The 25,431-nt window shown below is 68.3% G+C and carries 24 protein-coding genes and 1 tRNA gene; 13 read left to right on the plus strand and 12 right to left on the minus strand.

Translation table 11 applies throughout. The features are described from left to right. Nucleotides 1-40: 40 nt before the first annotated feature. On the minus strand, nt 41-535 hold the full coding sequence (locus tag KQ310_RS03230; RefSeq protein WP_259720341.1) for a cAMP phosphodiesterase: 495 nt from the start codon (nt 533-535) through the stop codon (nt 41-43). Nucleotides 536-571: 36 nt separating this feature from the next. Then, nucleotides 572-1,153 (minus strand): hypothetical protein, encoded by a 582-nt coding sequence (locus KQ310_RS03235; RefSeq protein WP_259720342.1) that lies wholly within the window; start codon nt 1,151-1,153, stop codon nt 572-574. A 258-nt stretch (nt 1,154-1,411) separates the two neighbouring features. On the opposite strand from KQ310_RS03235, the gene KQ310_RS03240 reads away from it, so the two are divergent. After that, nucleotides 1,412-2,509 carry a histidine kinase gene (locus KQ310_RS03240; protein WP_259720369.1) on the plus strand — a complete coding sequence of 366 codons (1,098 nt, stop codon included), beginning with the start codon at nt 1,412-1,414 and terminating at the stop codon, nt 2,507-2,509. A gap of 112 nt (nt 2,510-2,621) precedes the next feature. Continuing rightward, nucleotides 2,622-2,694: transfer RNA gene (locus KQ310_RS03245), tRNA-Glu, on the plus strand. Between the two features lie 182 nt (nt 2,695-2,876). Here KQ310_RS03245 and KQ310_RS03250 read toward each other — a convergent pair. Next, the gene (locus KQ310_RS03250) at nt 2,877-3,350 is read right to left on the minus strand and encodes an SRPBCC family protein (protein ID WP_259720370.1); all 474 of its coding nucleotides are present in this window, start codon (nt 3,348-3,350) and stop codon (nt 2,877-2,879) included. 244 nt (nt 3,351-3,594) lie between these two features. Between KQ310_RS03250 and KQ310_RS03255 the strand changes: the two genes are divergently transcribed. The 7 genes from KQ310_RS03255 (at nt 3,595) to KQ310_RS03285 (ending at nt 11,126) form a co-directional block, all read left to right on the plus strand. Beyond that, nucleotides 3,595-4,767, plus strand: a complete 1,173-nt coding sequence (locus KQ310_RS03255) for a phycobilisome linker polypeptide (protein ID WP_259720343.1) — start codon at nt 3,595-3,597, stop codon at nt 4,765-4,767. A gap of 297 nt (nt 4,768-5,064) precedes the next feature. Further along, entirely contained in the window at nt 5,065-6,588 is a 1,524-nt protein-coding gene (gene zwf, locus KQ310_RS03260; RefSeq protein ID WP_259720344.1) for a glucose-6-phosphate dehydrogenase, read from the plus strand. A 54-nt stretch (nt 6,589-6,642) separates the two neighbouring features. Then, nucleotides 6,643-7,941 (plus strand): glucose-6-phosphate dehydrogenase assembly protein OpcA, encoded by a 1,299-nt coding sequence (locus tag KQ310_RS03265; RefSeq protein ID WP_259720345.1) that lies wholly within the window; start codon nt 6,643-6,645, stop codon nt 7,939-7,941. 35 nt (nt 7,942-7,976) lie between these two features. Then, a complete protein-coding gene (locus tag KQ310_RS03270) occupies nt 7,977-9,410 on the plus strand; it encodes a cobyrinate a,c-diamide synthase (RefSeq protein WP_259720346.1) in 1,434 nt (477 codons plus the stop codon). Continuing rightward, a complete protein-coding gene (locus tag KQ310_RS03275; RefSeq protein WP_259720347.1) occupies nt 9,407-9,709 on the plus strand; it encodes an acylphosphatase in 303 nt (100 codons plus the stop codon). Before KQ310_RS03270 ends, KQ310_RS03275 begins: the two co-directional genes overlap by 4 nt. 32 nt (nt 9,710-9,741) lie before the next feature. Next, nucleotides 9,742-10,380 (plus strand): histidine phosphatase family protein, encoded by a 639-nt coding sequence (locus tag KQ310_RS03280; protein WP_259720348.1) that lies wholly within the window; start codon nt 9,742-9,744, stop codon nt 10,378-10,380. Nucleotides 10,381-10,397: 17 nt separating this feature from the next. After that, nucleotides 10,398-11,126 carry a GAP family protein gene (locus tag KQ310_RS03285; RefSeq protein WP_259720349.1) on the plus strand — a complete coding sequence of 243 codons (729 nt, stop codon included), beginning with the start codon at nt 10,398-10,400 and terminating at the stop codon, nt 11,124-11,126. 54 nt (nt 11,127-11,180) lie between these two features. Here KQ310_RS03285 and KQ310_RS03290 read toward each other — a convergent pair whose 3' ends face one another. From KQ310_RS03290 to folD, 4 genes are all read right to left on the minus strand, one after another. Then, on the minus strand, nt 11,181-12,650 hold the full coding sequence (locus KQ310_RS03290) for an ATP-dependent helicase (protein WP_259720350.1): 1,470 nt from the start codon (nt 12,648-12,650) through the stop codon (nt 11,181-11,183). Beyond that, entirely contained in the window at nt 12,647-13,201 is a 555-nt protein-coding gene (locus KQ310_RS03295) for a divergent PAP2 family protein (protein ID WP_259720351.1), read from the minus strand. Before KQ310_RS03295 ends, KQ310_RS03290 begins: the two co-directional genes overlap by 4 nt. Then, nucleotides 13,198-14,100, minus strand: coding sequence for a geranylgeranyl diphosphate synthase CrtE (crtE, locus tag KQ310_RS03300; RefSeq protein WP_259720352.1), 903 nt, complete (start codon nt 14,098-14,100; stop codon nt 13,198-13,200). Before crtE ends, KQ310_RS03295 begins: the two co-directional genes overlap by 4 nt. Nucleotides 14,101-14,211: 111 nt before the next feature. Beyond that, complete coding sequence (folD, locus tag KQ310_RS03305; RefSeq protein ID WP_259720353.1) at nt 14,212-15,120, minus strand: bifunctional methylenetetrahydrofolate dehydrogenase/methenyltetrahydrofolate cyclohydrolase FolD; 909 nt, start codon at nt 15,118-15,120, stop codon at nt 14,212-14,214. A gap of 75 nt (nt 15,121-15,195) precedes the next feature. Between folD and KQ310_RS03310 the strand changes: the two genes are divergently transcribed. Beyond that, entirely contained in the window at nt 15,196-17,283 is a 2,088-nt protein-coding gene (locus tag KQ310_RS03310; RefSeq protein WP_259720354.1) for an HDIG domain-containing metalloprotein, read from the plus strand. Nucleotides 17,284-17,301: 18 nt separating this feature from the next. Here KQ310_RS03310 and KQ310_RS03315 read toward each other — a convergent pair whose 3' ends face one another. Next, nucleotides 17,302-17,943 carry a hypothetical protein gene (locus tag KQ310_RS03315; protein ID WP_259720355.1) on the minus strand — a complete coding sequence of 214 codons (642 nt, stop codon included), beginning with the start codon at nt 17,941-17,943 and terminating at the stop codon, nt 17,302-17,304. A gap of 107 nt (nt 17,944-18,050) precedes the next feature. Here KQ310_RS03315 and KQ310_RS03320 point away from each other — a divergent pair, with 107 nt between their 5' ends. Both KQ310_RS03320 and KQ310_RS03325 read left to right on the plus strand, forming a co-directional pair. Next, nucleotides 18,051-19,556 (plus strand): peptide ligase PGM1-related protein, encoded by a 1,506-nt coding sequence (locus KQ310_RS03320; protein WP_259720356.1) that lies wholly within the window; start codon nt 18,051-18,053, stop codon nt 19,554-19,556. A 95-nt stretch (nt 19,557-19,651) separates the two neighbouring features. After that, nucleotides 19,652-20,104 carry a hypothetical protein gene (locus tag KQ310_RS03325; RefSeq protein ID WP_259720357.1) on the plus strand — a complete coding sequence of 151 codons (453 nt, stop codon included), beginning with the start codon at nt 19,652-19,654 and terminating at the stop codon, nt 20,102-20,104. A 7-nt stretch (nt 20,105-20,111) separates the two neighbouring features. Here the strand turns inward: KQ310_RS03325 and KQ310_RS03330 are convergent, their stop codons facing one another. Genes KQ310_RS03330 through KQ310_RS03345 form a run of 4 tightly spaced genes read right to left on the minus strand, consistent with a single transcriptional unit; the run spans nt 20,112 to nt 23,573 of the window. Beyond that, nucleotides 20,112-20,960, minus strand: coding sequence for a carbohydrate ABC transporter permease (locus KQ310_RS03330; protein WP_259720358.1), 849 nt, complete (start codon nt 20,958-20,960; stop codon nt 20,112-20,114). A gap of 57 nt (nt 20,961-21,017) precedes the next feature. After that, nucleotides 21,018-21,320, minus strand: coding sequence for a hypothetical protein (locus KQ310_RS03335; RefSeq protein ID WP_259720359.1), 303 nt, complete (start codon nt 21,318-21,320; stop codon nt 21,018-21,020). Nucleotides 21,321-21,355: 35 nt separating this feature from the next. After that, nucleotides 21,356-22,981 carry a 2-isopropylmalate synthase gene (locus KQ310_RS03340; protein ID WP_259720360.1) on the minus strand — a complete coding sequence of 542 codons (1,626 nt, stop codon included), beginning with the start codon at nt 22,979-22,981 and terminating at the stop codon, nt 21,356-21,358. Between the two features lie 37 nt (nt 22,982-23,018). Then, nucleotides 23,019-23,573 carry an NYN domain-containing protein gene (locus KQ310_RS03345; protein WP_259720361.1) on the minus strand — a complete coding sequence of 185 codons (555 nt, stop codon included), beginning with the start codon at nt 23,571-23,573 and terminating at the stop codon, nt 23,019-23,021. A gap of 65 nt (nt 23,574-23,638) precedes the next feature. On the opposite strand from KQ310_RS03345, the gene KQ310_RS03350 reads away from it, so the two are divergent. Further along, nucleotides 23,639-25,207 carry a glycoside hydrolase family 57 protein gene (locus KQ310_RS03350; RefSeq protein ID WP_259720362.1) on the plus strand — a complete coding sequence of 523 codons (1,569 nt, stop codon included), beginning with the start codon at nt 23,639-23,641 and terminating at the stop codon, nt 25,205-25,207. The last annotated feature ends 224 nt before the right edge of the window (nt 25,208-25,431 follow it).

A 25,431-nucleotide genomic window follows, 5' to 3' on the forward strand; every position in this document is an offset into this window, starting at 1 on the left:
GGCCGGACGGAGAGCCCGGCGACGGAGGATCGGACCGGGCCTACTTGGCCTTCGGCGCAGGGGCGGCCGCGCCCTTCGGTGCCGGGGCGGCTGTGCCCTTGGGCGCTGGTGCTGCCTCGCTCTGCTTGAGGGCCTCCTGCACCTTTTTCATCACATCGGGCGGCACATCCTTGGGACACACCTCGGTTGCCCCCAGCACGGCGGAATTGATCGAACCGCGCCGCAGCTCCTCGATCGAGAGGGGCTTGCTGCCCACCTGCTGGATGGTGCCGTCGTGCTGGCCCTGGATCAGCTGCGCGATCGTCTCACCGGCGATGCTCACGGCCTTGTCGAACTCCACTCCGGCTGAGCGGGCGATGCACACATTCACGGCCGCGATGCGGGTGTAAAGCGACATCTCAGCCTCGGTGGCAGGGGCTGCCAGGGCGGCCGCAGGAGCCAGCACCAGCGGCAGCGCCAGCAGGGGGGTGGCCAGCAGAGGGGCGGCCAGCAGGGAGAAACGGCGGCGAAGCAGGGAGGTCAAGGCTCGGGCCATGGTGAGCCCCCATGCTGCTGCATCGATCCGGGGCCGTCAGTCGGACGGGACAGCAGCGGGCGTGTCGCTCGGGAGGCGGCAATCGTGATGGGTCTCCACCAGGTCGAGGCTGCCGTCAAACCAGGCGTAGATCGAGCGGGCCCGGAAACGGCCCTGATCCACCAGGCGGATGTGATCGAGGATCTGCCAGCCCTGGTTCAGCGATTCGAAGATGAGTTCGTGCTCGTCCACCTGGCGGATCTGGGATTCGCTGGGCGAACAGAACGAATAGCCGCATGACCCTTCCAGCTGGTGCCCCCAGAGGTGGGCGGTGATCGAGCCCGCACGCTGGTAGCCAGGCTTGCGCTCGCTGACGCCCTCGTCGTGTTCCGACCACCAGGTGAAGCGATAGCCGGCCTCGCCTTCGGTCGTTGCGGTGATCTCCTCCACCTGCAGCCGCAGGTCGAACTGCAGGATCTCGTTGTCGGGAAAGTAGAGCGTGCGCCGCGATCGCCACTGGCCCAGGTTGCGGTGGAACCAGCGCCGCAGGCTGCTGTCGAGCTGGATGCGGCTGCGGTGGACCGGTGCGGGCATGCCCCCCTCCGAGACGGGAATCCTTCTGCCGATCAGGGGATGCATGAATGGAGCCCAGTTGGGGGTCTGGATCGGGCCTTCCCTCCCCTTCTCCACTGTCTAAACGGGTTCTACCAGAACTGCCACGCGGCATAGGGTGGGCTCTGCTGCCTGGGAGGCGCGGCCGTGGCGGCGGAACCTGTCCTGAATGCCCCCGTGAGCAGCGAACGCTTGCGCGAACCAGATGGTGGTGACGGCTCTCCACCCCACCAGTGGCCACCCCCCACAGCGGAGGCCCAGGGCTCTGATGCGCCCGTCCGAGGGCTGAGGCTTCTGTTGGTGGCCACGCGCCAGCACCTGGCCGGATCGGATCTGCGCAGCCTGATGCGCTATCTCAAAAGCGACGACTGCACCTCCTCAGATCTACGCCTGGAGGTGGTGGACCCGGTGCAGCATCCCGAGCTTCTGGAGCTGCACCGACTGGTAGCCACGCCAGCCCTGGTGAAACTGGAGCCAGCTCCCAAGCAGGTGTTCGCCGGCAACACCCTCACCCGGCAGCTGCGCAACTGGATGCCGCGCTGGCAACAGGCTGAGGTGGCCGCCACCCTGGCCGGCGGGTTGGAGAACCCCCTGGTCGACAACAGTCGCACCCCGCGCGAGCAGCTGCTGGAAGACCAGCTCCTGGTGCTGCGCCAGGAGAACGAGACCCTGATTGAACGGCTGGAGGGCCAGGAGAAGCTGCTGCGGATGGTGGCCCACGAGCTGCGCACGCCGCTCACGGTGGCCAAGTTGGCGCTGCAGAGCCACTGCCTCGGCCAGATCGACGAGATCCGCTTTCTGGACGTGCTGCGTCGACGGTTCGACGATATGGAGTCTCTCTCCAAGGAACTGCTCGAGGTGGGCACCACCCGCTGGGAGGCCCTGTTCAATCCCCAGCGCCTTGTCCTCGGTCAGGTGGCGGCGGAGGCGATCCTTGAACTCGAGAAGCTCTGGGTGGGTCGGGAAGTGGAACTGGTCACCGACATCCCCGGTGACCTGCCGGATGTGTTCGCCGATCCGCGCCGCATGCGCCAAGTGTTCCTCAACCTGCTCGAGAACGCCTTCAAGTACACCCCCGGCGGCGGCCGTGTCAGTTTTCGCCTGTGGCACCGCACCAGCCAGTGGGTGGAGGTGATCGTCTGCGACAGCGGCCCGGGCATCCCCGACGACGAGCAGGAACGGATCTTTCAGGACCGGGTGCGCTTGCCCCAGACCTCCGGCAGCACATCGGGCTATGGCGTTGGGTTGGGGGTGTGCCGCCGCATCGCCGAAGTGCAGGGCGGCCGCATCTGGGTGGTCTCGGAGCCCGAGCGAGGAGCCTGTTTCCATGTCACCGTGCCCGTCTGGAATGGCCAGGTGCATTCGCCTGATCCGTCCCGCTAGACCCCCCGGCAACGGGGTTGGGGCCCGGCGTTTCAGCTTGACGAAGGGTCCGTCCGACCCGTAGGTTCTCTCCATCGGCGAAGCGGCAATCGGCCGTTCCCACCGAGTCCAGGCCCCCATCGTCTAGAGGCCTAGGACACCTCCCTTTCACGGAGGCGACAGGGGTTCGAATCCCCTTGGGGGTATGCAAGATCAGCGGCATCGAAGCCGCTTTTTTTGTGCGATGTTGTCTGGCTTGTTCCCTTGAGCCAGGATCGAGCCACCTGATCCAGCCAGGGTTGTTCAAGGCTCAGAGAGAGATGGGCGAGGTTGCTCTGAACCAGCAGCCGGGGCTGGATTCGCGGCTGCCGACTGTGAGACTTCTGGCTCAGGCCAGCAGAGCTGAACGCCTGAGGGCCTCCTGCTGGACTCCGCGCAGATTGGCGGCGAGATCGTCGCGCAGGCGCTGCTCGATCAGGCCGATCGGCATGCCGGGTTTGCCTTGCACCAGCAGTTCGTAGAGCAGGGAGGTGCCGCTGGGATCCCGGTGCACGATCCAGGCCCCCTCGAAGCGGCGGAAATCGCCGCGCACCATTCGAAAATCCAGGCGCCCCTCCGGCTGACGCTCCTGCAACTCCAGTTCCACCGCCGCGCTGAAACGCAGACCACAGAACTGCTGGGTGCCGATCTGCTCGAGACCCACGGTGCTGCCACGGCGCCAGAGCAGCCGCGAGACAGCCAGGTTGGGAATGAAGTGACAGAGCCCTTCGTAATCGGTGAGAACGGTCCAGAGCCAGCCAGGGTCCAGATCAAGACGCAACTGGACGGCGAGCCGCCTGGCTCCCTGGGGCAGCCGCTCCATCTCCTGCTGGATGGTGTCGAGTCGGCAACTGGGTTCGCTGGAGGGGAGTTGCAGGGCGCGGGAGAGGGAAACGGGAACGGAAACGGCGGCCAAGGGCTGCACCAGAACGGTTCGTGGGGAGGATTGGCGCCAGCCGGGCACTCTGGAGTGGGAGCGGCCTGGAAGCTGCAACCCTAACCGCGATTGGGAGTGGGAGGCGCAGATTCCCTATGATCGAACCGATTTTTGAGAGGACTGAGCTCGAATGCGTGTCTCCACCAGCGCTGCCACTCAGTCCGATGGGCGGATGTTCACCGTTGTGGTCCAAGGCTTTGGGGTGGGCCGGCAGCGCCAGGGGGAGCGTCGTTTCACCGTTCCCTACGGCCGGATGCAGGCTCTGGTGCAGACCATCGCCCAGCAGGGTGGACGCATCACGGCCGTTGTTCCCGCCGACCAGGACCCCCCTCAGGCTGAGCCGGCTCCGGCTGCCGCTCCTGCTCCCGAGGCCCCATCCCCTGAACCCAAATCCGTGAAAGCAGCTCCGAGCCACGCCGCCGTACCGGTCAACCTCTACAAGCCGAAATCTCCTTTCGTCGGCACTGTCAGCGAGAACTACAGCCTCCTGGCTGAGGGTGCGATCGGCCGGGTCAACCACATCACCTTCGATCTGGCCGGCGGTGATCCCCAGCTCCACTACGTGGAGGGTCAGAGCATCGGCATCATTCCCGACGGCAGCGACGCCAACGGCAAGCCCCACAAGCTGCGCCTCTATTCGATCGCCAGCACCCGCCATGGCGACAACATGGCCGACCACACCGTGTCGCTGTGTGTGCGTCAGCTGCAGTACGAGAAGGACGGCGAGACCATCAACGGCGTCTGTTCCACCTTCCTCTGCGATATCGAGCCCGGCGCCAAGGTGAAGATCACCGGTCCGGTGGGCAAGGAGATGCTCCTTCCCGAGGACGAAGAGGCCAACGTGATCATGTTGGCCACCGGGACCGGCATCGCGCCGATGCGCGCCTATCTGCGTCGCATGTTCGAACCGAGCGAGCGGGAGAAGAACGGCTGGAATTTCCGGGGCAAGGCCTGGCTGTTCATGGGAGTTCCCAAGACTCCCAACCTGTTGTATGAAGCAGACTTCGAGCACTATCTGAGCCAGTTCCCCGACAACTTCCGCTACACCAAGGCGATCAGCCGCGAGCAGCAGAATGCCAAGGGTGGCCGGATGTACATCCAGGATCGGGTGCTGGAGCATGCCGATGAGATCTTTACCATGATTGAAGATCCCAAGACCCATGTCTATATGTGTGGTCTGCGTGGTATGGAACCCGGCATCGACGAAGCCATGACTGCCGCAGCCTCAGCCAAGGGAATCGATTGGACGCAGCTGCGTCCCCAGCTCAAGAAGGCCGAGCGCTGGCACGTCGAGACCTACTGAACGATCCGATCCGAATCAATCAGCTCTTCAGCACTGACAAGCCCGCCGATGGCGGGCTTTTCTGATGGCCAGGGTTTTGATCACTGTTTGTGGCCATTGACTGTGGTTTTTTTGCGGCCCCTGCGTGTTGTGGGCATGGTTCATGCCTGAGCGTCCGAAGTCTGCGCGAATTGCGAAGCGGCAGCCGCCGGCCATTGATCAGGGATCCCGGACAGAAACCGTCGAAAACCGTTGCGCTCCAGCGATGGGGCCCCGCCCTCGTTAAACAGGAGGGAACTGGCGCCTGGATCCCACGCGATGACCGTCACCCTCACCAATCCGCTCCGGGTCGGGCTCCGTCAGGAGCGGGTGATCCCGCCGCAGTGTCTGGTGATCTTCGGGGCGAGTGGGGATCTCACCCACCGCAAGCTGATTCCGGCTCTGTTCGAGCTGTTCCGGCAGCGCCGCCTGCCCAGCGAATTCGCCGTGCTGGGTTGCGCCCGCCGTCCCTGGAGCGACGAGGAATTCCGCAGCCGCATGGGCGAGGCCCTGGCCCAGGAGGTGGAGCAGCACCAGCAGGCCTGGGCCCAGTTCGCCTCCGGCCTGTTCTACGAGCCTGTGGATCTGGAGCAGCCCGCCGACGTGGTGCGCCTGGGCCATCGACTCGATCAGATCGATCGGCAACGGGCCACCCGTGGCAACCGCACCTTCTACCTCTCGGTGTCCCCTGCCCACTACGGCAGTGGCTGCCGTGCCCTGGCGGCGGCAGGTCTGCTTGAGGATCCGCAGCGCAGCCGGGTGGTGATCGAGAAGCCCTTCGGCCGTGATTACGGCAGCGCCCAGGAGCTCAACCGCATCGTGCAGGCCTGCGCCAAGGAGCGCCAGGTCTTCCGGATCGACCACTACCTCGGCAAGGAAACGGTCCAGAACATCCTGGTGCTGCGCTTCGCCAACACGATCTTCGAGCCGATCTGGAACCGCAACTACATCGACAACGTCCAGATCACCGCCGCCGAAACCGTGGGCGTGGAGGAGCGGGCCGGCTACTACGAAACCTCCGGAGCCCTGCGGGACATGGTGCAGAACCACCTCACCCAGATGCTGGCCCTCACCACCATGGAGCCTCCAGGTCGCTTCGATCCCGAGGCGATGCGCAACGAGAAGGCCAAGGTGCTGCAGGCCGCCCAGCTGGCCAACGAGGCCGAGCCCTGGAAGTGTTGCGTCCGCGGCCAGTATTCCGCCGGTGGCAGCGCCACCAGGCCCCTGAGCGGCTATCGCCAGGAACCAGGGGTGAATCCGAACAGCACCACCGAGACCTACGTGGCCATGAAGCTGTTCATCAACAACTGGCGCTGGCAGGGAGTGCCCTTCTATCTGCGCACCGGCAAGCGGCTGCCCAAGCGCCTCTCGGAGGTGGTGCTCACCTTCCGCCAGGCACCGGTGCACCTGTTCGATGCGGCTGGTGGTGCCCCCACCCCCAACCAGCTGATCCTGCGCATTCAGCCCGATGAGGGGGCCGAGTTCCGCTTCGAGGTGAAGGCACCGGGCTCAGGCATGCGCAGCCGTCCGGTGGATATGGGCTTCTCCTACGACGAGTCGTTCGGTGAGCCCTCCGACGAGGGCTACGTGCGCCTGCTGGCCGACGCCATGCTGGGCGACGCCACCCTGTTCACCCGCAGCGACGAGGTGGAGGCCGCCTGGCGCCTCTACACCCCCCTGCTGGAGCTGATCGAAGAAGCGCCCTGGCAGCTGCCGGTGCATCCCTACGAAGCCCGCACCTGGGGGCCAGCCGCCGCCGACAGCCTGCTGGCCGAGGACGAGCTGGCCTGGCGCCGTCCCTGAAGTCTCCAGACCAACCCCCAACGCTTCAGATCCCGCGCCCTCCGACTGTTCACCATGTCCACCCAGCTCACGCTTCAGGCGCCCCTGGAACTGCCTCCCTCCGAGGTGACTCCCTACCTGGAACGCCTCTGGACCCACAACCTCGACGGGTCCAGCGGCGCCGCCACCTTCACCTTGCTGGTGTGGGATCCGGCCTGGCTGGAGCAGCACCTGATCCGCACCGGTCGCCTCGATGGCCCGATCACCGGCCTGGTCAGTGACGACCTGGTGCGTGAGGCGGTGGCCGCCGTTCCCGACTGCGGCCTGCCGCCCAGCACAGCCCCCCTGGCGCCTGATCTGGCCTGGTCCCTGGGCCAGCAGCCCGGCGATCGCAAGGCCAACGATCTGCGCGGCCGCCATGTGGATGGCGCGATCAGCGCCCACATGCCCCGCCGCCTGATCACCCTGGCCCCCACCCTGGAGCCGGCCGAAGCTCTGGAGACCCTGGTGGCGGCCTATTGCCCCCTTCCTGAAGATGGCGGCACCCGGCCGGCCTGCGGCGATGTGGTGGTGTTGCGCGGTGGCATGGCCGCCCTGCAGCAGGGCCTGGATCTGGTCAACCCGCTGGTGGGGAGTGATCTGCCCTGCTGGGTGTGGTGGAACGGCTATCTCGACGAAGCCCCCGAGATGCTCGAATCCCTGGCGCCGGTGGCACGGCGGCTGATCGTGGACAGCTCCATGGGGCGGCCGCGGCGCTGCCTCGATGTGCTGGAGGAGCGGATCGAGGCCGGCCAGGCGCTCAATGATCTCAACTGGCTGCGGCTGCGCAGCTGGCGCGAATCGCTGGCGATGGTGTTCGATCCCCCCAACCGCCGGGATGCTCTCAACCACGTGGTGCAGCTCGACATCGACGTGGAAGGCACCCACCCGGTGAAGGGGTTGCTCCTGGCCGCCTGGATCGCCGATCGACTCGGCTGGCACCTGGAGAGCAGCTACCGGGTGGGAGGCGATGACCTCGGTGATGGGATCGGTGCCGACTTCCTGCGCACCGATGGGGTGGCGGTGCGCTTCCGCCAGATGCCCGTACCGGTGGGCGTGCCCAAGACCCATCCGGGCAGCCTGGTGGGGCTGCGCCTGATCTGCGAACCGATTGGCCGGCCGCCGCTGTGCGTGATTCTCTGCTCGGAATCGGGTGGCTGCATGCGGCTCGAGGCCGGCGGTGTGGCCAGCATGGAGCTGGCTGAGGAGGTGGTGCCGGTGCCCTCCGAAAGCGAGGAGATGGAGGTGGCGCGCCTGCTGTCCGGCGGTCACGACAGCACCAACCCCCTGCTGGCCGCTGCTGCCCCCCTGGCTGCCAAGCTGCTGCCCGACTGAGCACCGGTCCCGGCGGCGGGACATCCCAAACCTCCATGGCCTGCCTGATCGCCGCGCCTTGCAGCGGCAGCGGCAAGACCCTGCTCAGCCTCTCCCTGGCCGCCCTGGCCCGGCGGCGGGGCCTGCGGATTCAGCCCTTCAAGGTGGGTCCGGACTACCTCGACCCGCAGTTGCTGAGTCGGGTCAGCGGCCAACCCTGCCGCAACCTCGACACGTTGTTGTGTGGCCCGGAGTGGGTGCGCCGCAGTTTCCACTGGCATGGCAGCCGGGCCGACCTCTGCCTGGTGGAAGGGGTGATGGGCCTGTTCGACGGCCGCGGCCCCACCAGTGCGGGCAGTTCAGCCGAGGTGGCTTCCCTGCTGGATCTGCAGGTGGTGCTGGTGGTGGAAGCCTCGCGCCAGGCCGGTTCGATCGCGGCCCTGGTGCGGGGCTTTCGGGATCACGGGCCACCGCCGGTGCGGCTGGCCGGGGTGGTGCTGAACCGCGTCGCCAGCGACCGGCATCGTGCCCTGCTGCGGGAGGCCCTCGACGCGATCGCCGTGCCCCTGCTGGGGATTCTGCCGGTGTCGCCCGCCCTGGAACTTCCCTCCCGCCATCTGGGGCTGCTGCCACCGCAGGAGCTCAACGACCTGGACGCGCGGGAAGCGGCCTGGGCCTCTCTGGCGGAGCAGCATCTCGACCTGGAGCGGATCTGGCCGCTGCTCTCACCGGTGGCGACCCTGCCCCAGCAGCAGGATCCGATCCGCTGGTGCCTCGCGTCAGGATCCATGGAATCCCCAGGTGACGCTCGCAAGGGCGCTCCCCTGCCGCTGGCAATCGCCAGCGATGCCGCCTTCCATTTCCGCTACCCGGAAGCCACCGAACTCCTGGCGGCCCTCGGCCTGGAGGCTCGGCCCTGGAGCCCCCTGGCGGATGAGCCCCTGCCAGCCGGCTGCCGAGCGGTGGTGCTGCCCGGTGGCTATCCGGAGCTGCACGCCCCGGCGCTGGCGGCGGCTCAACGCAGCCTCGGATCGTTACGCCAGGCTGCGGCCGCCGGCGTGCCCCTGGTGGCGGAGTGCGGCGGCCTGCTGCTGCTGGGCCGCTCGCTGGAAGACCAGCAGGGGCGCCGCCATGGGATGGCGGGGCTGCTGCCCTTCACGGCCCGCCGCGGTGGCCTCAGCCTCGGCTACCGCGAGGCCGTGGGCGAACGGGACGGCCTGCTTGTGCGCCGCGGAGAGCGGCTGGTGGGCCATGAATTCCACCGCTGGCAGCTCACAGATGATCCCGAAATGTCGCGCGACGTAGCCAGCTGCGACCGGCTGTGGCAGCTTGAAGGCTGGGGAAATCCGCGGAGGGTGGAAGGATGGACGAGCGGCACGATGCACGCTTCCTGGCTGCATCTCCACTGGGCTGGTTGCCCGAAGATACCGAGACGCTTGGCCGCCGCAGCCGTCCGCGCCGCGCCCCTGACCCCGAGTCCCGTTTTGTGAGCCGCAGGGAGCCTCCCGCCGCCTTGCCGCTGATGCGCTGGCGCCTGATTGCCCAGGGGGTGGTGCAGGGGGTGGGCTACCGCGAGGCCTGTCGCCGCACGGCCGTGGGCCTGGGCCTGGCCGGTTGGGTGCGCAACCGAACCGATGGCACGGTGGAAATGGAAGCGGAAGGCCAGCTCAGCCAGCTCAACGATTTCAGACTCTGGTGTGACAAGGGTCCGCTCCACGCCCGCGTCAACCGGGTGGAGACCAGCCAGATCCCGCTCACCGGCGAAGACTGGTTTGAGGTGCGCTCCTGATCGACTCCTCCGAGGCGACATCCACAGGATCGGTGCCTGCTGCTTCCCCTCTGGAACTGTGGCTGCTGCGTCATGGCGCCACCTCCTGGGCCCGCAGTGGCCGCCATACCGGCCGAACCGATCTGCCCCTGCTGCCGGAAGGGGAGACGGAAGCCCGCGCCCTGGCACCGCTTCTGGCCCGCTATCGCTTCACGGCGGTGCTGGTGAGCCCGCTGCAGAGGGCCCTGCGCACCTGCGAGCTGGCCGGTCTGGCCGGGCAGGCCATCCACTGCGATGACCTTCAGGAGTGGGATTACGGCGCCTATGAAGGCATCACCACCGCCGAGATCCGCCGTTCCGTGCCGGGCTGGACGATTTGGAGCCATCCCTGCCCCGAGGGGGAAACCCTGGAGGGCGTCGAGCAGCGTTGCCGGCGCGTGATCGCCCAGGCCGCTGCGCTGGCCGCAAAGCCGCTCTCCGACTCCATCCCCCCCTTGCCCGCCGCTGAACCCAGACGGGTGGCCCTGTTTGCCCATGGCCATCTGCTGCGCAGCCTCGCCGGCACCTGGCTGGGTCTGGGCGCGGCGGGCGGTGCCCTGCTGGCCCTGGATACCGCCTGCATCGGTGTGCTCGGCAAGGAACGGGACCAACGGGTGATCCTGCGCTGGAATGCCCCGGTGCAGTGGCCCTGAAGGCTCCGACCGAACCCATGTCCCTCCTTGCTACCGCCGGATCCGCCGGTTCGCTGCCTGCCCCCCTGCTGGGCGAGCTGAGCGCCTTCGCGCTGGCGGTGGGGTTCTCGCCGGTCCATCTCGGCCTGCTGTTCCTGCTGCTGCTCGGTCCACGCCCCCTGCAGCGGGGCGGGTGGTTCGTGGCGGGCTGGCTGTTCACCTCCGTGCTCACCGTGACCCTGCTGGTGACCATCGGGCACGGCCTGCTGCTGGGCATGGAGAAGGGCTCGGTCCATCGCACCGGCCTCGATCTGCTCGGAGCCGGAGCCCTCCTGGCCCTGGGTCTGCGCGAACTGCTGGGCCGCAGCGCCGCCGGTGATCAGCCCCCCAGCTGGACCACCCAGCTGGAGCGTTTCTGCGCCATGCCCCTGCCACTGCTGCTGGGCCTCAGTGGCGTGCTGCAGGTGATCAGCCCCGAAGACCTGTTTCTCTATGCCAAGACGGCGGGCAGCCTGCTGGCCTCCGACCTGGGCCGCGGCCAGGAAGCCCTGATCACCCTGCTCTTCAGCCTGGCCAGCAGCCTGCTGCTGCTCGTGCCCTTTGCCGCCGTGCTGCTGCTGGGCAGCGATCGTGTGCTGCCGCTGCTGCAGCGGGCCAAGACCTGGCTGTTCGAACGGGGCGAACTGATCGTGGCGGGGGTCAGCCTTCTGCTGGCTGGCTATCTGGGCTGGCAGGGCATTGACGGCCTGCAGTTGCCGATGCGCTGAGCCACACGTCTGCAGGGTGCAACGCCTCTGGGTGGTGGCCCTGCCGAATGCGACTCATCCCCCCTCCAGCCAGTGTCGCCATCGCTCCTGCTCGGCCGGGTTGGCTGGGCCTGCAGCCAGGCAGACCGCCTGCGAGGCCCGGCTCACCGCGACATAGACGAGCTGGCGCCGCAGCCGTTCATCCGGGGGCCAGAAGACATCCCCATCCACGAACACCTCGCCGAAGGTGCTGCCCTGGCTGCGATGGACGGTGAGCACAGCCGCCGGCCCCAGGGAGGCAAAGGCATCGCGCACCAGGAAAAAGCGCCGCCAGAGTGCCTTGCCGCTCTTGCGTCCGGCCTCGCGCGCCTCCTGGCGCAGCTTGGTCAGCACCGTCTCCAGGGCCCCACGGCCTGAGGAGCCGATCGGCGGCAGCAGGCGCAGCTGCAGCTGGGTTTCACCCGCTTCCACCGAAGCCGTCAGGGTGTCGATCAGCGGCGCCTCGTCGACGCCGAAGTCGCGCAGATCGCAGCGCTCGGGCTGCACGTCCTGCACCACTAGCTCGCGGTTGGAGCCCAGCACCATGTCGGGTTCCTCCGCGGCCTCCGCCCCCTCGCGGCAGGCCGGTGCCATCACGGCGGAGCGACTGATCAGCACCTCACCGGGCAGCACCGGCAGCTGGTCGGCCATGGTTCCGTGCAGGGCCCGGCGGGCAATCGGCACCAGTTGCTCCAGCCGGCGGTTCGTGTAGCAGAGAATCCGGACTTGATCGGGGTCGGCCGTTGCGGCGGAGCGTTGCAGCGCTTCCTGGGCGGCCGCGAGCCAGGCGCGCCGATCCAGCAACGCCACCTGCCCCTGGGGGCTGCACAGGGCCGGCAGGGGTGGCGGCTGGCGACAGGGGAGGGCTCCGAGCCGCACCCCCTCGGCCAGGCGCAGCACCGGGCCCTGATGGCGCACCACCTGCTGCAGGGCCGCTCCCTGGGCCCGCCCGATCGCGAACACAGGACTGCTCGGCTCCCCCACCGGCGGCAGCTGGGCCGGATCGCCCACGAACACCAACCGGGTGCGGAACGGATGGGCACAGCGCAGGGTGATCTCCAGCAGGGTGCCATCCACCATCGAGGCCTCGTCCACCAGCACCAGCCCCAGCGATTCGAGGGCGGCGGCGGTCTGCTCCGTTTCCTCGCAGCGTTCCAGATCCCGCTCGCGCCGCAGCTTCAGGCGCAGCAGCCGGTGGATCGTGGAGGGATACCAGGTGGGCTGCAGGCCCTGTCGTTGCAGATGGTGACGCAGCACCCCCACGGCCTTGTGGGTCGGCGCCACCACGGTCCAGCAGAGGGCGGCGGCCTCCGCCAGTGCCAGAAACCGCATCGAGAGGAAGGTCTTGCCGGTGCCGGCAAAGCCCTGCAGCACAAAGGGGGTGCCATCGGCCGGAGCCGCCAGCCAGGTGGCGAAGGCGGCCAGGGCTTGGTGCTGATCGGCGGTGAGCCCCTCGCCGTTGTCGGCCGGTGCTGCGGCGGAGGAGCTGCGGGAGGCGCTGCTCAACCCAGGCTGGCGGCGCCGCTCAGGGCGTCAGCGATCCAAGCGGCAAGATCGAGCGGAGATCCCACCAGGCTGAGGCCGGGCAGGGCCACGGCCGGACCCATGACGCTGCCGGCCAGCACCTCGAGCCGGGTATGGCCGAGGTTTTCCTTGAGCGGCTTGCGTGCAGCACTGTCATCATTGGCGGCTCCATCCCGCTCCAGCCAGAGGCGATCGGGCAGCGCGTTGACCCGGGTGGAGATCTGCCCGGCGGCGCGGCGCACACCGCTGGCGTCGTAGAGCACCACGAAGCAGAGGGCAGACGCCAGGGCAAAGAGGGGATCGGCAAAGCCGAGCTGCCAACCGATGGCGGCGGTGGTGCCGGTCATCAGCGCCGAATGGCTGGAGGGCATGCCACCGGTCTCGACCAGCACGGCGGGCCGCCAGCGGCGGTGCACCACCAGTTCAATCACCAGCTTCGAGAGCTGGGCGGTGCCACAGGCCGCCAGACCCCAGGCGAGAACACCGTTGGAGAAGAAAGCCGCCGCCACATTCGGATCGTGGGCTGCACTCATCGATCGCGGCTGGTGATGTAGTCGGCCAGGGCCAGCAGTGGCGCCGCCTTGTCACGCCATGGCTCGAGGGCGGCCTTGGCCTCGCTGACCAGGGCATCGGCCCTCTTGCGGGATTCCTCCAGGCCCAGCAGTTTGGGATAGGTGGTCTTGTCGGCGGTGAGATCCTTGCCGGCTGTCTTGCCGAGCACCTCGCTGCTGGCGGTCACATCGAGGATGTCGTCAATGATCTGGAAGGCCAGCCCGATGCCGCGGGCGTAGGTCCGCAGGGCCTCAAGCAATGGATCCGGGGCAGCGGCGATCAGGGCACCGGAGAGCACGCAGGCGCGCAGCAGGGCGCCGGTCTTGTGGAGATGGATGTACTCGAGCGTGTCGAGGTCGACCTGCTTGCCCTCGCATTCCAGGTCCACCACCTGGCCTCCCACCAGGCCCGGGGCTCCGGCCGCCAGGCTCAGCTCGCCCACCACCGCCAGCAACTGGGCGGCAGGAACTCCGGGGCTGCGCAGGGCCACCATTTCGAAGGCCCGGGTGAGCAGGGCATCTCCGGCGAGGATGGCATTGGCCTCGCCATAGACCTTGTGGTTGGTCGGACGGCCCCGCCGCAGGTCGTCGTTGTCCATGGCGGGGAGATCGTCATGGATCAGCGACATGGTGTGGATCATCTCCAGCGCCACCGCCGTGGGCAGGGCCAGATCACTCTCACCGCCGGCCAGATCGCAGGCCGCCAGGCAGAGGATCGGCCGCAGCCGCTTGCCACCGGCCAGCAGCGAATACCGCATCGAGTCCCGCAGGCTCTCGGGATGCTCCGGCCCGAGCGACCCATCCAGGGCCGCCTCGACCCTGTGGCGGGCTGCCTCCAGGTAGGCGGCGAAATCAAACTCCGTGCTCACCGCCACGGCCATGGGTTGCTGCGCACTGGCGGCGATTCTCTCAGGCCATAGACCTGTCGCCACGTCCGGGCGCCAGCAGCGCGGCTGATCGCAACAGTGCGCAGTCCTCGCGCAGTCCTTGCCTCAGGGCAGCAGGTCGGCCAGGGGCTGATCGAGGCCGCTGCGCTGGCACCAGCTGGTCACGGTGTTGACCAGCAACAGGGTCACGGTCATCGGGCCCACCCCGCCAGGTACCGGCGTGATCGCGCTGGCGATCGGATCTACCTCCTCGAACCGCACATCTCCGCAGAGTTTGGCCCGGGCCTGCGGACCGGCTGATGGGTCGGGATCGAGGCGATGGATGCCCACGTCCACCACCACCGCCCCGGGCTTGACGTGCTCGGCCCCAATCATCCGGGGCCGGCCGGCCGCCACCACCAGCACATCCGCCTGGCGGGTCAGCGCCGCCAGGTCGCTGGTGCGGGAGTGGGCCACGCTCACGGTGGCGTCGGCCGCCTGGAGCATCAGCGCCATCGGCTGGCCCACCAGGATGCTGCGGCCCACCACCACCGCCCGTTTGCCCCGCAGCTCCACGCCGGAGCAGGCCAGCAGGGCCATCACGCCGGCGGGGGTGCAGCTGCGCGGACCAGGCTCTCCCTTGAGCAGCCGGCCGAGATTGAGCGTGTGCAGGCCGTCGGCGTCCTTGTCCGGATCGATCGCGGCCAGCAGGGGCCCCTCGCAGAGGCCGGCCGGCAGGGGCAACTGCAGCAGGATCCCGTCCACGCAGGGATCGGCGTTGAGCTGTCGAATCGCGGTCAGCACCTCCTCGGCAGGGGTTCCGGCCTCCAGGTGGGTCAGGAAGCTGCGGATGCCCACACGGGCGCAGGCCTTCTCCTTGTTGGCCACATAGACGCCGCTGGCGGGATCGTCGCCCACCCGCAGCACCGCCAGCCCCGGCGGCCTGCCAGCCCGCTCCCGCCGCTCGGCGACCACGACGGCCAGGCGCTGCTCGATCTCCTGGGCCAAAAGGCGTCCGTCCAGACGGGTGGCCATGCAGATCGCGGCATCTCGGCATCCAGCATGCCTGGGTTGTTTCGTCCCAGCGGGCCCCTCGCTAGCTTGGTGGTCATGGGGATTCCAGTGCGTCGTGCCAGGACTCTGTGGCGACGTTTCGTGCGCCTGGAATGCCCTCGCCAGCCGCTGGCGGCCTGGAGCATGCAGGCCACGGCGGGTGTGCTGCTGATGTGCCTGCTGGTGGCGTTGGTCACCAGTTGGCCCTGGCTCACCCAACCCAGCCTGCAGCCTGGCTTTCCATCCCCGTTCACGGCCCGCGCTCCCCGCGATGCCACGGTGGTGGACAGTGAGGAGCTCGAGCTGCGTCGCAGCCAGCTGGTGCCCCGCAGCCATGTGCAGGTGGTGGACGATCGGGCCAGCCGCGATCTGCAGGCCCGCCTGGAGCTGGAGCTGCGTCGCCTCAAGCTCTCGATCACCTCTCCCCAGCAGCGCCTCGGCACCCAGACCCTCAGTCCGGATGAGCAGGCGTGGCTCGAATCGCTCAGCCCGACCCAATGGACCGACTGGACCACCCAGGTGCGTCAGGTTCAGGCCCGCATGCTCGGCCAGGGACTGGTGGCGACTGTGGCCGACAGCCAGCTGGTCAGCGCCGCCCACCTCCACTTCGAGGGTCTGCCGAGTACGGGCCGCCGGCTTGCCGCACGGCTGGTGGCGGAATCCGTGGCCGGCCACAGCAACCTGCGCACCGATGCGGCCCTCACCCAGCGCCGCATTGAAGATCTGGTGACCCAGCAAGGCGTTCCCACCATCGCCGTGAAGCGCGGTGATCTGATCACCCGCCAGGGGGAAGCGATCAGCTCCCAGGCCTATGACGTGCTCGATTATTTCGGGCTGGTGAGTCGCCAGCCGAGGCCCTTGGCCTGGTTGCAGCACGTCACGGAGGCCCTGGCCACCTGTGGTTTGATCCTGCTGGTGCTGCGCCGCTGGCGGGCCCGGGCCGAACCGCGACAGGCCCTGCTGGTGCTGGGCATGCTGTTGGTGGTGCAGGCCTTCAAGCTCTGGCTGGGTCCGGCCGCCAGCCCGATGGCCCTGCTGGTCCCGCCCACCCTGCTGCTGGCCGAGGGGCTGGGGACCGTGGCCGGTCTGGCCTGGCTGGCTGGGGCCTCCCTGCTGTGGCCGTTGCCACTGGATGCGCTGGTGAACGTGCGGGTGTTGCTGGCGGCCACGATCGCGGCGGTGGCGGCGATCGTGGCCAGCCGCCAGCGCAACCGTGTCCAGCTGCTGCAGCTGGCCGTGCTGCTACCCACCGCCGCCCTGGTGCTGCAATGGCTTCTGGTGCAGCTGGCCGGGCTGACGGGGGTCACCGGTGGTCGGCTGCCTGAAGCCTCCCAGCTGCTCAGCGAAGCGCTGCTGATGGGTGGCCTGGTGATGGCGGGTGTGCTGCTGGCGCCGCTGGTGGAGAGCTCCTTCGGGTTGCTGACGCGGGCTCGCCTGCTGGAACTGGCCGATCTGGAGCGACCCCTGCTGCGGCGACTCTCCTGTGAGGCGCCTGGCACCTTCGAGCACACCCTGATGATCGCCGGCCTGGCCGAGGAGGGGGCGCGGGCGATCCGGGCCGATGTGGACCTGATCCGCACCGGGGCCCTCTATCACGATGTGGGCAAACTGCATGCCCCGCAGTGGTTCATCGAGAATCAGGGGGATGGTAATAATCCCCACGACAGCCTCGATGACCCCTTCCGCAGCGCTGAAATCCTGCAGGCCCACGTCGATGAAGGCCTGACCCTGGCGCGCCGCCACCGCCTGCCCCGCCCCCTGGCGGACTTCATTCCCGAGCACCAGGGCACCCTGAAAATGGGTTATTTCTTTTATCAGGCCCGTGAGCGCGATCCCTCCGTTCCGGAGGCCGCCTTCCGCTACCGGGGGCCGGCGCCGCGCAGCCCTGAAACCGCCATTCTGATGCTGGCCGATGGTTGCGAGGCGGCGTTGCGCTCCTTGCCGCCAGGCACCTCGGAGCAGGAGGCTGGCGCGATGGTGCGGCGCATCATCGAAGCGCGGCGCCACGATGGCCAACTGGCCAGCAGCGGACTGGGACAGGCCGATCTGGAGCTGCTGGTGCGCGCCTTTGTGCGGGTCTGGAAACGGATGCGGCATCGGCGCATCCCCTATCCGATCCCGGCCCGCAAGGCCTACAGCGCCTGATCAGTCAGACCGGGACCCTCACTGCTCCCGATCCGCATCAGGCCTGTCGGCATCCTTGCTGTCGTGGTCAAACCGCTCCCAGGCTTCCAGCAGGGTGTAAGCCGCCAGGCGGCGATACCAGAGCTCCGGATCACCGCCCTGATCCGGATGCCAGTGCTGCAGCTTGCGGCGCCAGCTGGCCCGGATCACGGGCCAGTCGCTGCCGGGTGGGACGCCGAGCTCGGCGCAGGCGCGGAGGTAGCGATCGTGTCCCCGCAGATCGCTCGGTGGCGCGGCTTCAGGGCCGGCTTTCGCCGCAGCTGGCAGCGGAGCAGGGGTGGGGGGTGTCTGGGGACGATGGCGTGGACTGGGATCGGCCCCAGTGGCGTGGGAAAACTGATGCGGTGTGGCTCCGCCTCGGCGGGACCACCGGCGAAGCAATGCACCGGCCAGACCCAGCAGGCCGCGGCTGATCAGCCCGCCACCAGCCAGCAGGAAGATGGCCGGGGAGAACAGCATCACGGTGCTGTCGCGGGCCTGCTCGAGATTGCCGTTGCGGCGCGCCTGCTCAGCCATCGCCAGGATGATCGCGGCCAGCACCGCGCCGATCACCACGCTGGTGAGGCCGATCCAGAGGGAGTCCCACCAGCGGGGCGGCGGGCGATGGTGGGCTCTGCTCAAGCGGCCATCCCATCCGGGCTCGACCCTCGCAGGCTACCCAGGACAAATCGGAGGGTTGGCGCGGCGGCCTGGGCTCAGCAGCATGGGGATAGTCCGGCGGCCAGGCCATGGCGCTCAGCTTCGCGGAGCTCCAGGCCCAGCTACGGCAGGGCTGGGGTGGCCACTGGGGCGATCACGGCGATCGGGCTGACGCCCAGTTCGATCAGCTGGTGGTGCCCTCGCTCACCATGGAGGAGCACCAGATCCAGCTGGTGACCGGCGTGCACCACTACGAGGAACGCCAGCTCTTCAACCTGATCCGGCTGCGCCATCCAGGCGTGCGGGTGGTGTACGTGACCAGCACGCTGCTGCCTGACTTGGTGGTGGATGCGGTGCTGGAGCTGTTGCCCGGCATGCCGGCGTCCCATGCCCGCCGCCGGTTGCACCTGTTCGACACCAACGACGCCTCACCGCGGCCGCTCACCGCCAAGCTCCTGGAGCGGCCGGCCCTGTTGGCCCGCATCCGCGAGCAGCTGCGGCCAGGGCGCAGCTTTCTGAGCTGCTACACCGTGACCGATCTGGAGCGGACTCTCTCCGAGCGCCTGCAGGTTCCGCTGCTGGGTTGCGATCCCGCTCTGGCCCGATGGGGCACCAAGGCCGGCAGCCGTGAGCTGTTTGCCCGCTGCGCTGTGCCCCATCCTCCAGGCAGCGCGGTGATGTTCACCCTGGAGGACCTGGCGGCAGCGGCCGTGGATCTCTGGGATCACAACCCAGGTCTGCAGCGGCTGGTGGTGAAGCTCAACGAGGGCTTCAGCGGCGAGGGCAATGCCAGGCTCGATCTCGAGCCCCTCGATCTGCCCGGCCGCAGCTCCGGCGAGCGCCTGGTCGTGATGCGGCAGGCCCTGGAGCGATTGCCGATGCCGAGCCAGCACTGGCAGGAGCTGCTGGCCCGGCAGGGGGCCCTGGTGGAGGCCTGGCTGGAGGGGGGCGAGCAGCAGAGCTCCCCCAGCGTGCAGGGGATGATCCATCCCGATGGCTTCGTGGAGGTGCTCTCCACCCATGAGCAGCGGCTGGGCGGCAGCTCCGGCCAGACCTTCGAGGGGTGTTCCTTTCCTGCCCATGCCGCCTACCGCCTGCCGCTGATGGAGATGGGCCAGCGCATCGGTGAGGCCCTCGCCGCCGAAGGGGCGCTGGAGCGCTACGCCGTCGACGTGGTGGCCCGGCGGTTCTCGGACCGTTGGGATCTGCAGGCCATCGAGGTGAATCTGCGCCAGGGGGGAACCACCCATCCCTTCATGGCCCTGCGCCACACCACCAGCGGCCGGCTCGATCCCGCCACTGGCGCCTTCCTCTCCCCCTCGGGCCAGGCCCTCTATTACGAGGCCACCGACAACCTCTGCGATCCCCGCCTGCGGGGGCTGCTGCCGGAAGATCTGATCGATCTGGTCGCCGAAGCAGGGTTGCACTTCGATCCGGCCCATCTGCGCGGCAGCCTCTTCCATCTGCTCGGTTGCCTGTCGCAATACGGCAAGCTCGGCATGACCTGCATCGGCCGCAGCGCCGAGGAAGCCGCAGCGGTGTATCAGGGCACCCAGGAGGCCCTGCTGCGGGGGGCGGAGCGATTGCAGGGCTGAGTCTTGGCTGGGCCGAGCCATTGCAGAGCTCAGCCATGGGTGGCCAGGGGAGAGGCGACCGGCCAGGATCGAACCAGACACGCCGTTTCGCCGCGATGGCACCCGCCTCCAGCAGTCGAAGCCCCTCCCTGCCCGAGGCACCCCTGTGGGTTCCCTGGCTTCTGGTGGGCATCTCCACGATGCTCGTGGTGCTGTTCGTGGTGATCCTCGGCAAGTACCGCGAGCAGAGCCGCAGTCTGCGCCAGCTGCGCGATCGGGTCGAAGGGCTGGAGAACTCCCGCGCCCTGGAGCGCACCACGATTCTGGAACAGCAGCTGCGCAGCACCTCCGAGCGGCTGCGCAAGCTCGAGCGCCTGGAAGGATCGATCGCCAATCTGCAGGGTCAGCAGGAACGGCTGCGGGTCGAAGTCCGCCAGATCAGCCGCCGCCAGCTGCCTCCCGAACTGGAGATCCCCCCCGCCGTGGAGGCACCGGCCTCGTCGAGTCCCGCCCCAGCCCCACCGGCGCCGGCGACGAGCAAACCAACCAAGCCGGCCGTCACCCCCTGACAGGGGGTCAGCCCTTGACGGCGTCGCCGCTGGCGTTGGGCAGGATGTAGCGCTGCAGGCCGATGAACAGCACCAGGACGGGCAGGATCGAAACCACCGAACCCGCTGCCACCAGACGCCAGTCGAGCGAGAAGCTGCTGGCCAGTTGTTGCAGCCCCAGCGGCAAGGTGTAGAGCTGAGGGTCGTCGAGAATCACCAGGGGCCAGAGAAAATCGCTCCAGGTGCCGATGAACACGAACATCGCCAGGGTGATCAGATCAGCCCGAGCCGCCGGGATCATCACGTTCCACCACTCGCCCAGGGGGGTGCAGCCATCGATCCGGGCGGCCTCTTCAAGCTCCACGGGCACCCCCAGGAAACTCTGACGCAACAGGAAGATGCCGAAGGCGGTGGCCGCCTGGGGCAGGATCAGGGCCCAGAGGGTGTTGCGCAGGCCGATCTGCACCATCAGCAGATACAGCGGAATCATCACCACCTGAAAGGGAATCAGGATCGTGGCCACCACCAGGGCCAGCACAAGACCGCGACCGGCGAAACGCAGCCGCGCCAGGGGATAGGCCGCCAGGGAACAGAACAGCAGATTGGCCAGCACCGCCAGGGCACTGACGATGGCGCTGTTGCGCAGGTAGAGACCGAGCGGATTTTCTGTGAACAGCCGCCCGTAGGCCTGCAGGCTCGGCTGGGCCGGCAGCAGGGCCGGCGGGCTGGTGAAGATGTCCTCGGCGGGTCCCTTGAGCGACGTGCTCACCAGCCACAGCAGGGGCAGGAGCATCAGCAGGGCCACCAGCAACAGCACCGCCAGCTGCAGGCCACTGGCGAGGGAGGGACGGGACCGACCGCGGGCGGAACGGGACATGGCGCGGCGGATCGGGGGTCCCTGAAGCGGCTGAAGGCTAGCCGGGGCCGCACCGCCTCAAGGCTGGGAGGCCGAGCGCTGCAGAAGGCGCAGGAAGGTCTCCATCGAGCCCAGAGCCAGCACGACGCAGAGCAGATTCACCGCCCAGCTCAGCAGATAGAGAACCGGCAGAACCGCGCTGGCCACGCCCGCCTGCATCGACGTGAACAGAAAGTCGAAGGCGCCGTCGAGCACCGAAAACAGCGTTGCTGTCAACATGGCCAAGGCAGCCTGAAAGGCGCTGCTGGCCCCGAGCGGATCGGAGTCATGGGCCAGGAAGCGAGCCACGCCCATCTGGAAGCTCGCCACCAGGAACAGCACCGCGTTGCAGCAGCAGCAGGGCGCGGCCCATCGATCTAGAGCCTCGGCATCTCGGCCACCGGCAGGGGCGCCTTCTGGGGATGCAGAGGGGCTCGCTGGGCTCCGGCCACGAGGCGATTGAGCGCGTTCACGAAGGCCTGGGCCGCCGCCACCACGATATCGGTGTCGGCGGAATGGCCGGAGTAGAGCACCCCGGCGGCCCGCAGGCGAATCGTCACCTCGCCCATGGCATCGATGCCCTCGGTGACCGATTTGACGCTGAACTCCACCAGCTCATTGGGCACCTGGGCCAGTCGGTTCAGGGCCTGACAGACCGCATCCACAGGGCCCGTGCCGATGGTCGCCTCGGTGCGTTCGGCGCCATCGGCCGTCTGCAGGGTGACGGTGGCCGTGGGCTGCAGCCCCGTGCCGCAACTCACCTGGACCCGCTTGAGGGTGAAACGGGCCTCATCCTGCAGCTGCACCTGCTCGCTGACGATCGCCTCAAGGTCGCGGTCGCTGATCTCGCGCTTGCGGTCGGCCAGCTCCTTGAAGCGGGCGAAGGCGTCGTCGAGATCCTCGCGCTCGAGGGTGTAGCCGAGTTCCTCCAGTCGGGCGCGAAAGGCACTGCGGCCGGAGAGCTTGCCCAGCGAGATGCGGTTGTCGCTGAGCCCCACGGTGCGGGCGTCGATGATCTCGTAGGTGAGGCGGTTCTTGAGCACGCCGTCCTGATGGATGCCCGATTCGTGGGCGAAGGCATTGGCCCCCACAATCGCCTTGTTGGGTTGCACCGCCATACCGGTGAGGTTGCTCACCAAGCGCGAGGTCTTGGTGATCTCCTCCGTGCGGACGCCCGTGAGCGGTTCGGTGCTGTCTGCCGGTCGGCCCAGGAAGGGGTTGAAGTAGCTGCGCCGCACGTGCAGGGCCATCACCAGCTCCTCAAGAGAGGCATTGCCGGCCCGCTCGCCGATGCCATTGATCGTGCATTCGAGCTGGCGGGCGCCGTGCTTGACGGCCTCGAGGAAGTTGGCAACGGCCAGGCCGAGGTCGTTGTGGCCGTGCACCGAGATCACGGCCTGGTCGATGTTGGGCACGTGGGCATTGATGCCGGCGATCAGCGCACCGAATTCCGATGGCGTGGCATACCCCACCGTGTCGGGGATGTTGATCGTGGTGGCCCCGGCCCGGATCGCCGCCTCGATCACCTCGTACATGAAGTCCGGATCGGAGCGGCCGGCGTCCTCGCAGGAGAACTCGACGTCGTCGACCAGCGAGCGGGCGTACGCGACCATCTCAGCGGTGATCGCCAGCACCTCGGCGCGGGATTTGCGCAGCTTGTGCTCCAAGTGGATGTCGCTGGTGGCGATGAAGGTGTGAATGCGGCGGCGGACCGCCGGAGCCACGGCGTCGGCGCAGGCCTTGATGTCGCCGCGGGCGGCGCGGGCAAGGCCGCAGATCACCGGTCCCTCAGGGGTGCCGACGCTGGCGGCGATGCGCTGCACGGCGTTGAAGTCGCCGCTGCTGGCGAAGGGAAAGCCGGCCTCAATGATGTCCACACCAAGCCGGGCCAGCTGCTGGGCGATGGCCAGCTTCTCCTCGAGGTTGAGGCTGGCACCGGGCGACTGCTCGCCGTCGCGCAGGGTGGTGTCGAAGATCAGCACCCGGCCGGGATCGCGGGCCATGGCAGTTAAGTCGGAATGAGTATGAGTTAAGCGGAGTCTAGGGGGTCGCCTGGGCCGCCCCCTGGCGCTGGAACACGGGCGACTGCAGGGCCTCGGCCTTTTCGAGGCGGTCGCGCAGGCTGGCCAGATCGACGAAGCGATCGGCGGCGTTGCGCAGTTCCCGCGCCACCATCCCCTCGGTGCTCATCACCACGATGCGCAGGCCCCGGGCCCGCAGCACCTCCACCAGGCGCTCCAGGTCACGGCTGCCGCTCAGCAGCCAGACCTCGTCGGTGCGGCCGGCCACCGCCATCAGATCGATGGCGATCTCCACCTCGAGATTGGCCCGCCCGTAGTGGCGGGTCTCCGTGTCGCCGCCGCCGAACTCCCGCAGCGGCCTGGTGCGCACGGTGAAGCCCAGGCTGGTGAGAGCGTCCCGGAAGGGGCGCTGATCGGTGTGATCCTTGAGGCCCGCGTACCAGAAGGCGCTGGCTGGTTCCCCACCCGCCTGCTCGCGGGCCAGCTCCAGCAGGCGGCGGGGATCGAAGAACCAACCCAGCTTCTGCTGGGCATAAAACATGCCGTGACCGTCAACCGCCAGGACCAGCTGCATGGGGTGGAGGGCGACAACGTTCAGCCTAGGGGCGAGGCCTACACTGCCTGGATCGCCGCAAGCCCATGGCCGCAGGGAATCTGGCCCTGGTGCTCCACGCCCATCTCCCCTACGTGCGTTCGGGGGATCCGGGCTCCCTGGAGGAAGACTGGTACTTCCAGGCGCTGCAGGAGTGCTACCTGCCCCTGGTGGCCATGCTCGAGGCGGCAGCGGCTGATCCTCAGCAACAGCCGCGCCTCACCCTGGGGCTCTCCCCCACCCTGCTGTCGCTGCTCTGCGACCCTGATCTGAACGCCCGCTTCCCGGCCTGGCTGGAGCAACGGCAGCAGCTCCTGGCTCTGGCGCCCTCCAGTCACCGGGCCGCGGCCCTGGATCTGGAGGTGCGCCTCCAGGCCGCAGCCGACCAGTTCCGCGCCAGTGGCGGCACCCTGCTGCCTCGCTTCCGGGCCCTGCAGCAACGGGGGGTGCTGGATCTGATCACCTGCGCCGCCACCCACGGCTATCTGCCGCTGCTGCGCCACACCCCCGAGGCGGTCCGCGCCCAGCTGCTCACCGCCATCCGCGAGCACCAGCGCCTGCTGGGGGAGCGACCCCTCGGCATCTGGTTGCCGGAATGCGCCTATTACGAAGGCCTCGATCAGGTGATGGTCAGCGCCGGCCTGCGCTACTCCCTGCTCGACGGCCACGGTCTGCTGCATGCCCTGCCCAGACCCAGGTACGGCGTCTACGCGCCGATCTGCTCGCCGGCGGGCGTGGCTTTCTTCGCACGCGACAGCGCCTCCACCCTGCCGGTCTGGAGTGCGAGCGAGGGCTATCCCGGCGATCCGGTGTACCGCGAATTCCACCGCGATCTCGGCTGGGATCTGAGCGATGCGGTGCTTGAGGAGGCCGGCATCAGCAGCCGCCGGCCGCTCGGTCTGAAGCTGCACTGTGTGAGTGGCCGCGACTGCCCCTTGGAGCGCAAGCGTCCCTACGACCCGGCTGCGGCCCAGGCTCGCCTGGCGGACCATGCCGCCGCCTATCTGGCCGGGCGCACCGAGCAGCTGCAGGCCCTGGGCTCGGCCATGGACAGGCCGCCGCTGCTGGTGGCCCCGTTTGATGCGGAGCTGTTCGGCCACTGGTGGTTCGAGGGGCCGGGCTTCCTGGCGGAGCTGTTCCGTCAGTCGCCCGGCAGCGGCGTGCGCTTCTGCCATCTGCGCGAGGTGCTGACCGGTGGGGATCAGCTCCAGGTCTGCCGGCCCTCCCCCTCCAGCTGGGGTCAGGGGGGCTATCACGACTACTGGCTGAACGACACCAACGCCTGGGTGATTCCCCAGTGGCATCGCGCCTCCCAGGCGATGGTGCGGCGGGTGAACCGCGGCGTGGGCAGCGAACGTCAGCGCGATCTGCTCACCCAGGCCGGCCGGGAGCTGCTGCTGGCCCAGAGCTCCGACTGGAGCTTCATCCTGCGGGCCGGCACCACCACCGATCTGGCGCGCGAGCGCATCCACCGCCATCTGGATCGTTTCTGGCGGTTGATGGAGGCGATCGATCAGGGCAACGACGAGTTGAATGCCACCTGGCTGGCTGCAGTGGAAAGGGAAGATGGCCTGTTCCCCCTGCTCAATGCCGCCGACTGGGCCAGCCTGCAGTAAGCGAAAGCGTACTGAGCCTGGCCTGGCGCCGGCGGCTCAGCTCACTAGGAGTTTGTCGCCCAAAACCAGCAGCGCCAGCGAGCACAAGCACGTGCTGAACCAATGGTCTTGGTTATCGGCATCTCAATGCCGGTGTTTCCGGCCAATCGTCGGCTGCAGCAGGCACCGGCAGCCAGAGGTGCTGTCCCCTCAAGCTGCCAGTGCTGCTTTGAACCTGAACAACT

It is taken from the genome of Synechococcus sp. CS-1328 (genome assembly GCF_025128095.1).
Taxonomy (GTDB): domain Bacteria; phylum Cyanobacteriota; class Cyanobacteriia; order PCC-6307; family Cyanobiaceae; genus CBW1002.

Bases quoted from the DNA above. Each gene is read 5' to 3' on its own strand.
- KQ310_RS03230 (WP_259720341.1), bottom strand. From the start codon at position 535: ATGGCCCGAGCCTTGACCTCCCTGCTTCGCCGCCGTTTCTCCCTGCTG.
- KQ310_RS03235 (WP_259720342.1), bottom strand. From the start codon at position 1,153: ATGCATCCCCTGATCGGCAGAAGGATTCCCGTCTCGGAGGGGGGCATG.
- KQ310_RS03250 (WP_259720370.1), bottom strand. From the start codon at position 3,350: ATGGAGCGGCTGCCCCAGGGAGCCAGGCGGCTCGCCGTCCAGTTGCGT.
- KQ310_RS03255 (WP_259720343.1), top strand. From the start codon at position 3,595: ATGCGTGTCTCCACCAGCGCTGCCACTCAGTCCGATGGGCGGATGTTC.
- zwf (WP_259720344.1), top strand. From the start codon at position 5,065: ATGACCGTCACCCTCACCAATCCGCTCCGGGTCGGGCTCCGTCAGGAG.
- KQ310_RS03265 (WP_259720345.1), top strand. From the start codon at position 6,643: ATGTCCACCCAGCTCACGCTTCAGGCGCCCCTGGAACTGCCTCCCTCC.
- KQ310_RS03270 (WP_259720346.1), top strand. From the start codon at position 7,977: ATGGCCTGCCTGATCGCCGCGCCTTGCAGCGGCAGCGGCAAGACCCTG.
- KQ310_RS03285 (WP_259720349.1), top strand. From the start codon at position 10,398: ATGTCCCTCCTTGCTACCGCCGGATCCGCCGGTTCGCTGCCTGCCCCC.
- KQ310_RS03295 (WP_259720351.1), bottom strand. From the start codon at position 13,201: ATGAGTGCAGCCCACGATCCGAATGTGGCGGCGGCTTTCTTCTCCAAC.
- crtE (WP_259720352.1), bottom strand. From the start codon at position 14,100: ATGGCCGTGGCGGTGAGCACGGAGTTTGATTTCGCCGCCTACCTGGAG.
- folD (WP_259720353.1), bottom strand. From the start codon at position 15,120: ATGGCCACCCGTCTGGACGGACGCCTTTTGGCCCAGGAGATCGAGCAG.
- KQ310_RS03310 (WP_259720354.1), top strand. From the start codon at position 15,196: ATGGGGATTCCAGTGCGTCGTGCCAGGACTCTGTGGCGACGTTTCGTG.
- KQ310_RS03320 (WP_259720356.1), top strand. From the start codon at position 18,051: ATGGCGCTCAGCTTCGCGGAGCTCCAGGCCCAGCTACGGCAGGGCTGG.
- KQ310_RS03325 (WP_259720357.1), top strand. From the start codon at position 19,652: ATGGCACCCGCCTCCAGCAGTCGAAGCCCCTCCCTGCCCGAGGCACCC.
- KQ310_RS03330 (WP_259720358.1), bottom strand. From the start codon at position 20,960: ATGTCCCGTTCCGCCCGCGGTCGGTCCCGTCCCTCCCTCGCCAGTGGC.
- KQ310_RS03340 (WP_259720360.1), bottom strand. From the start codon at position 22,981: ATGGCCCGCGATCCCGGCCGGGTGCTGATCTTCGACACCACCCTGCGC.
- KQ310_RS03345 (WP_259720361.1), bottom strand. From the start codon at position 23,573: ATGCAGCTGGTCCTGGCGGTTGACGGTCACGGCATGTTTTATGCCCAG.
- KQ310_RS03350 (WP_259720362.1), top strand. From the start codon at position 23,639: ATGGCCGCAGGGAATCTGGCCCTGGTGCTCCACGCCCATCTCCCCTAC.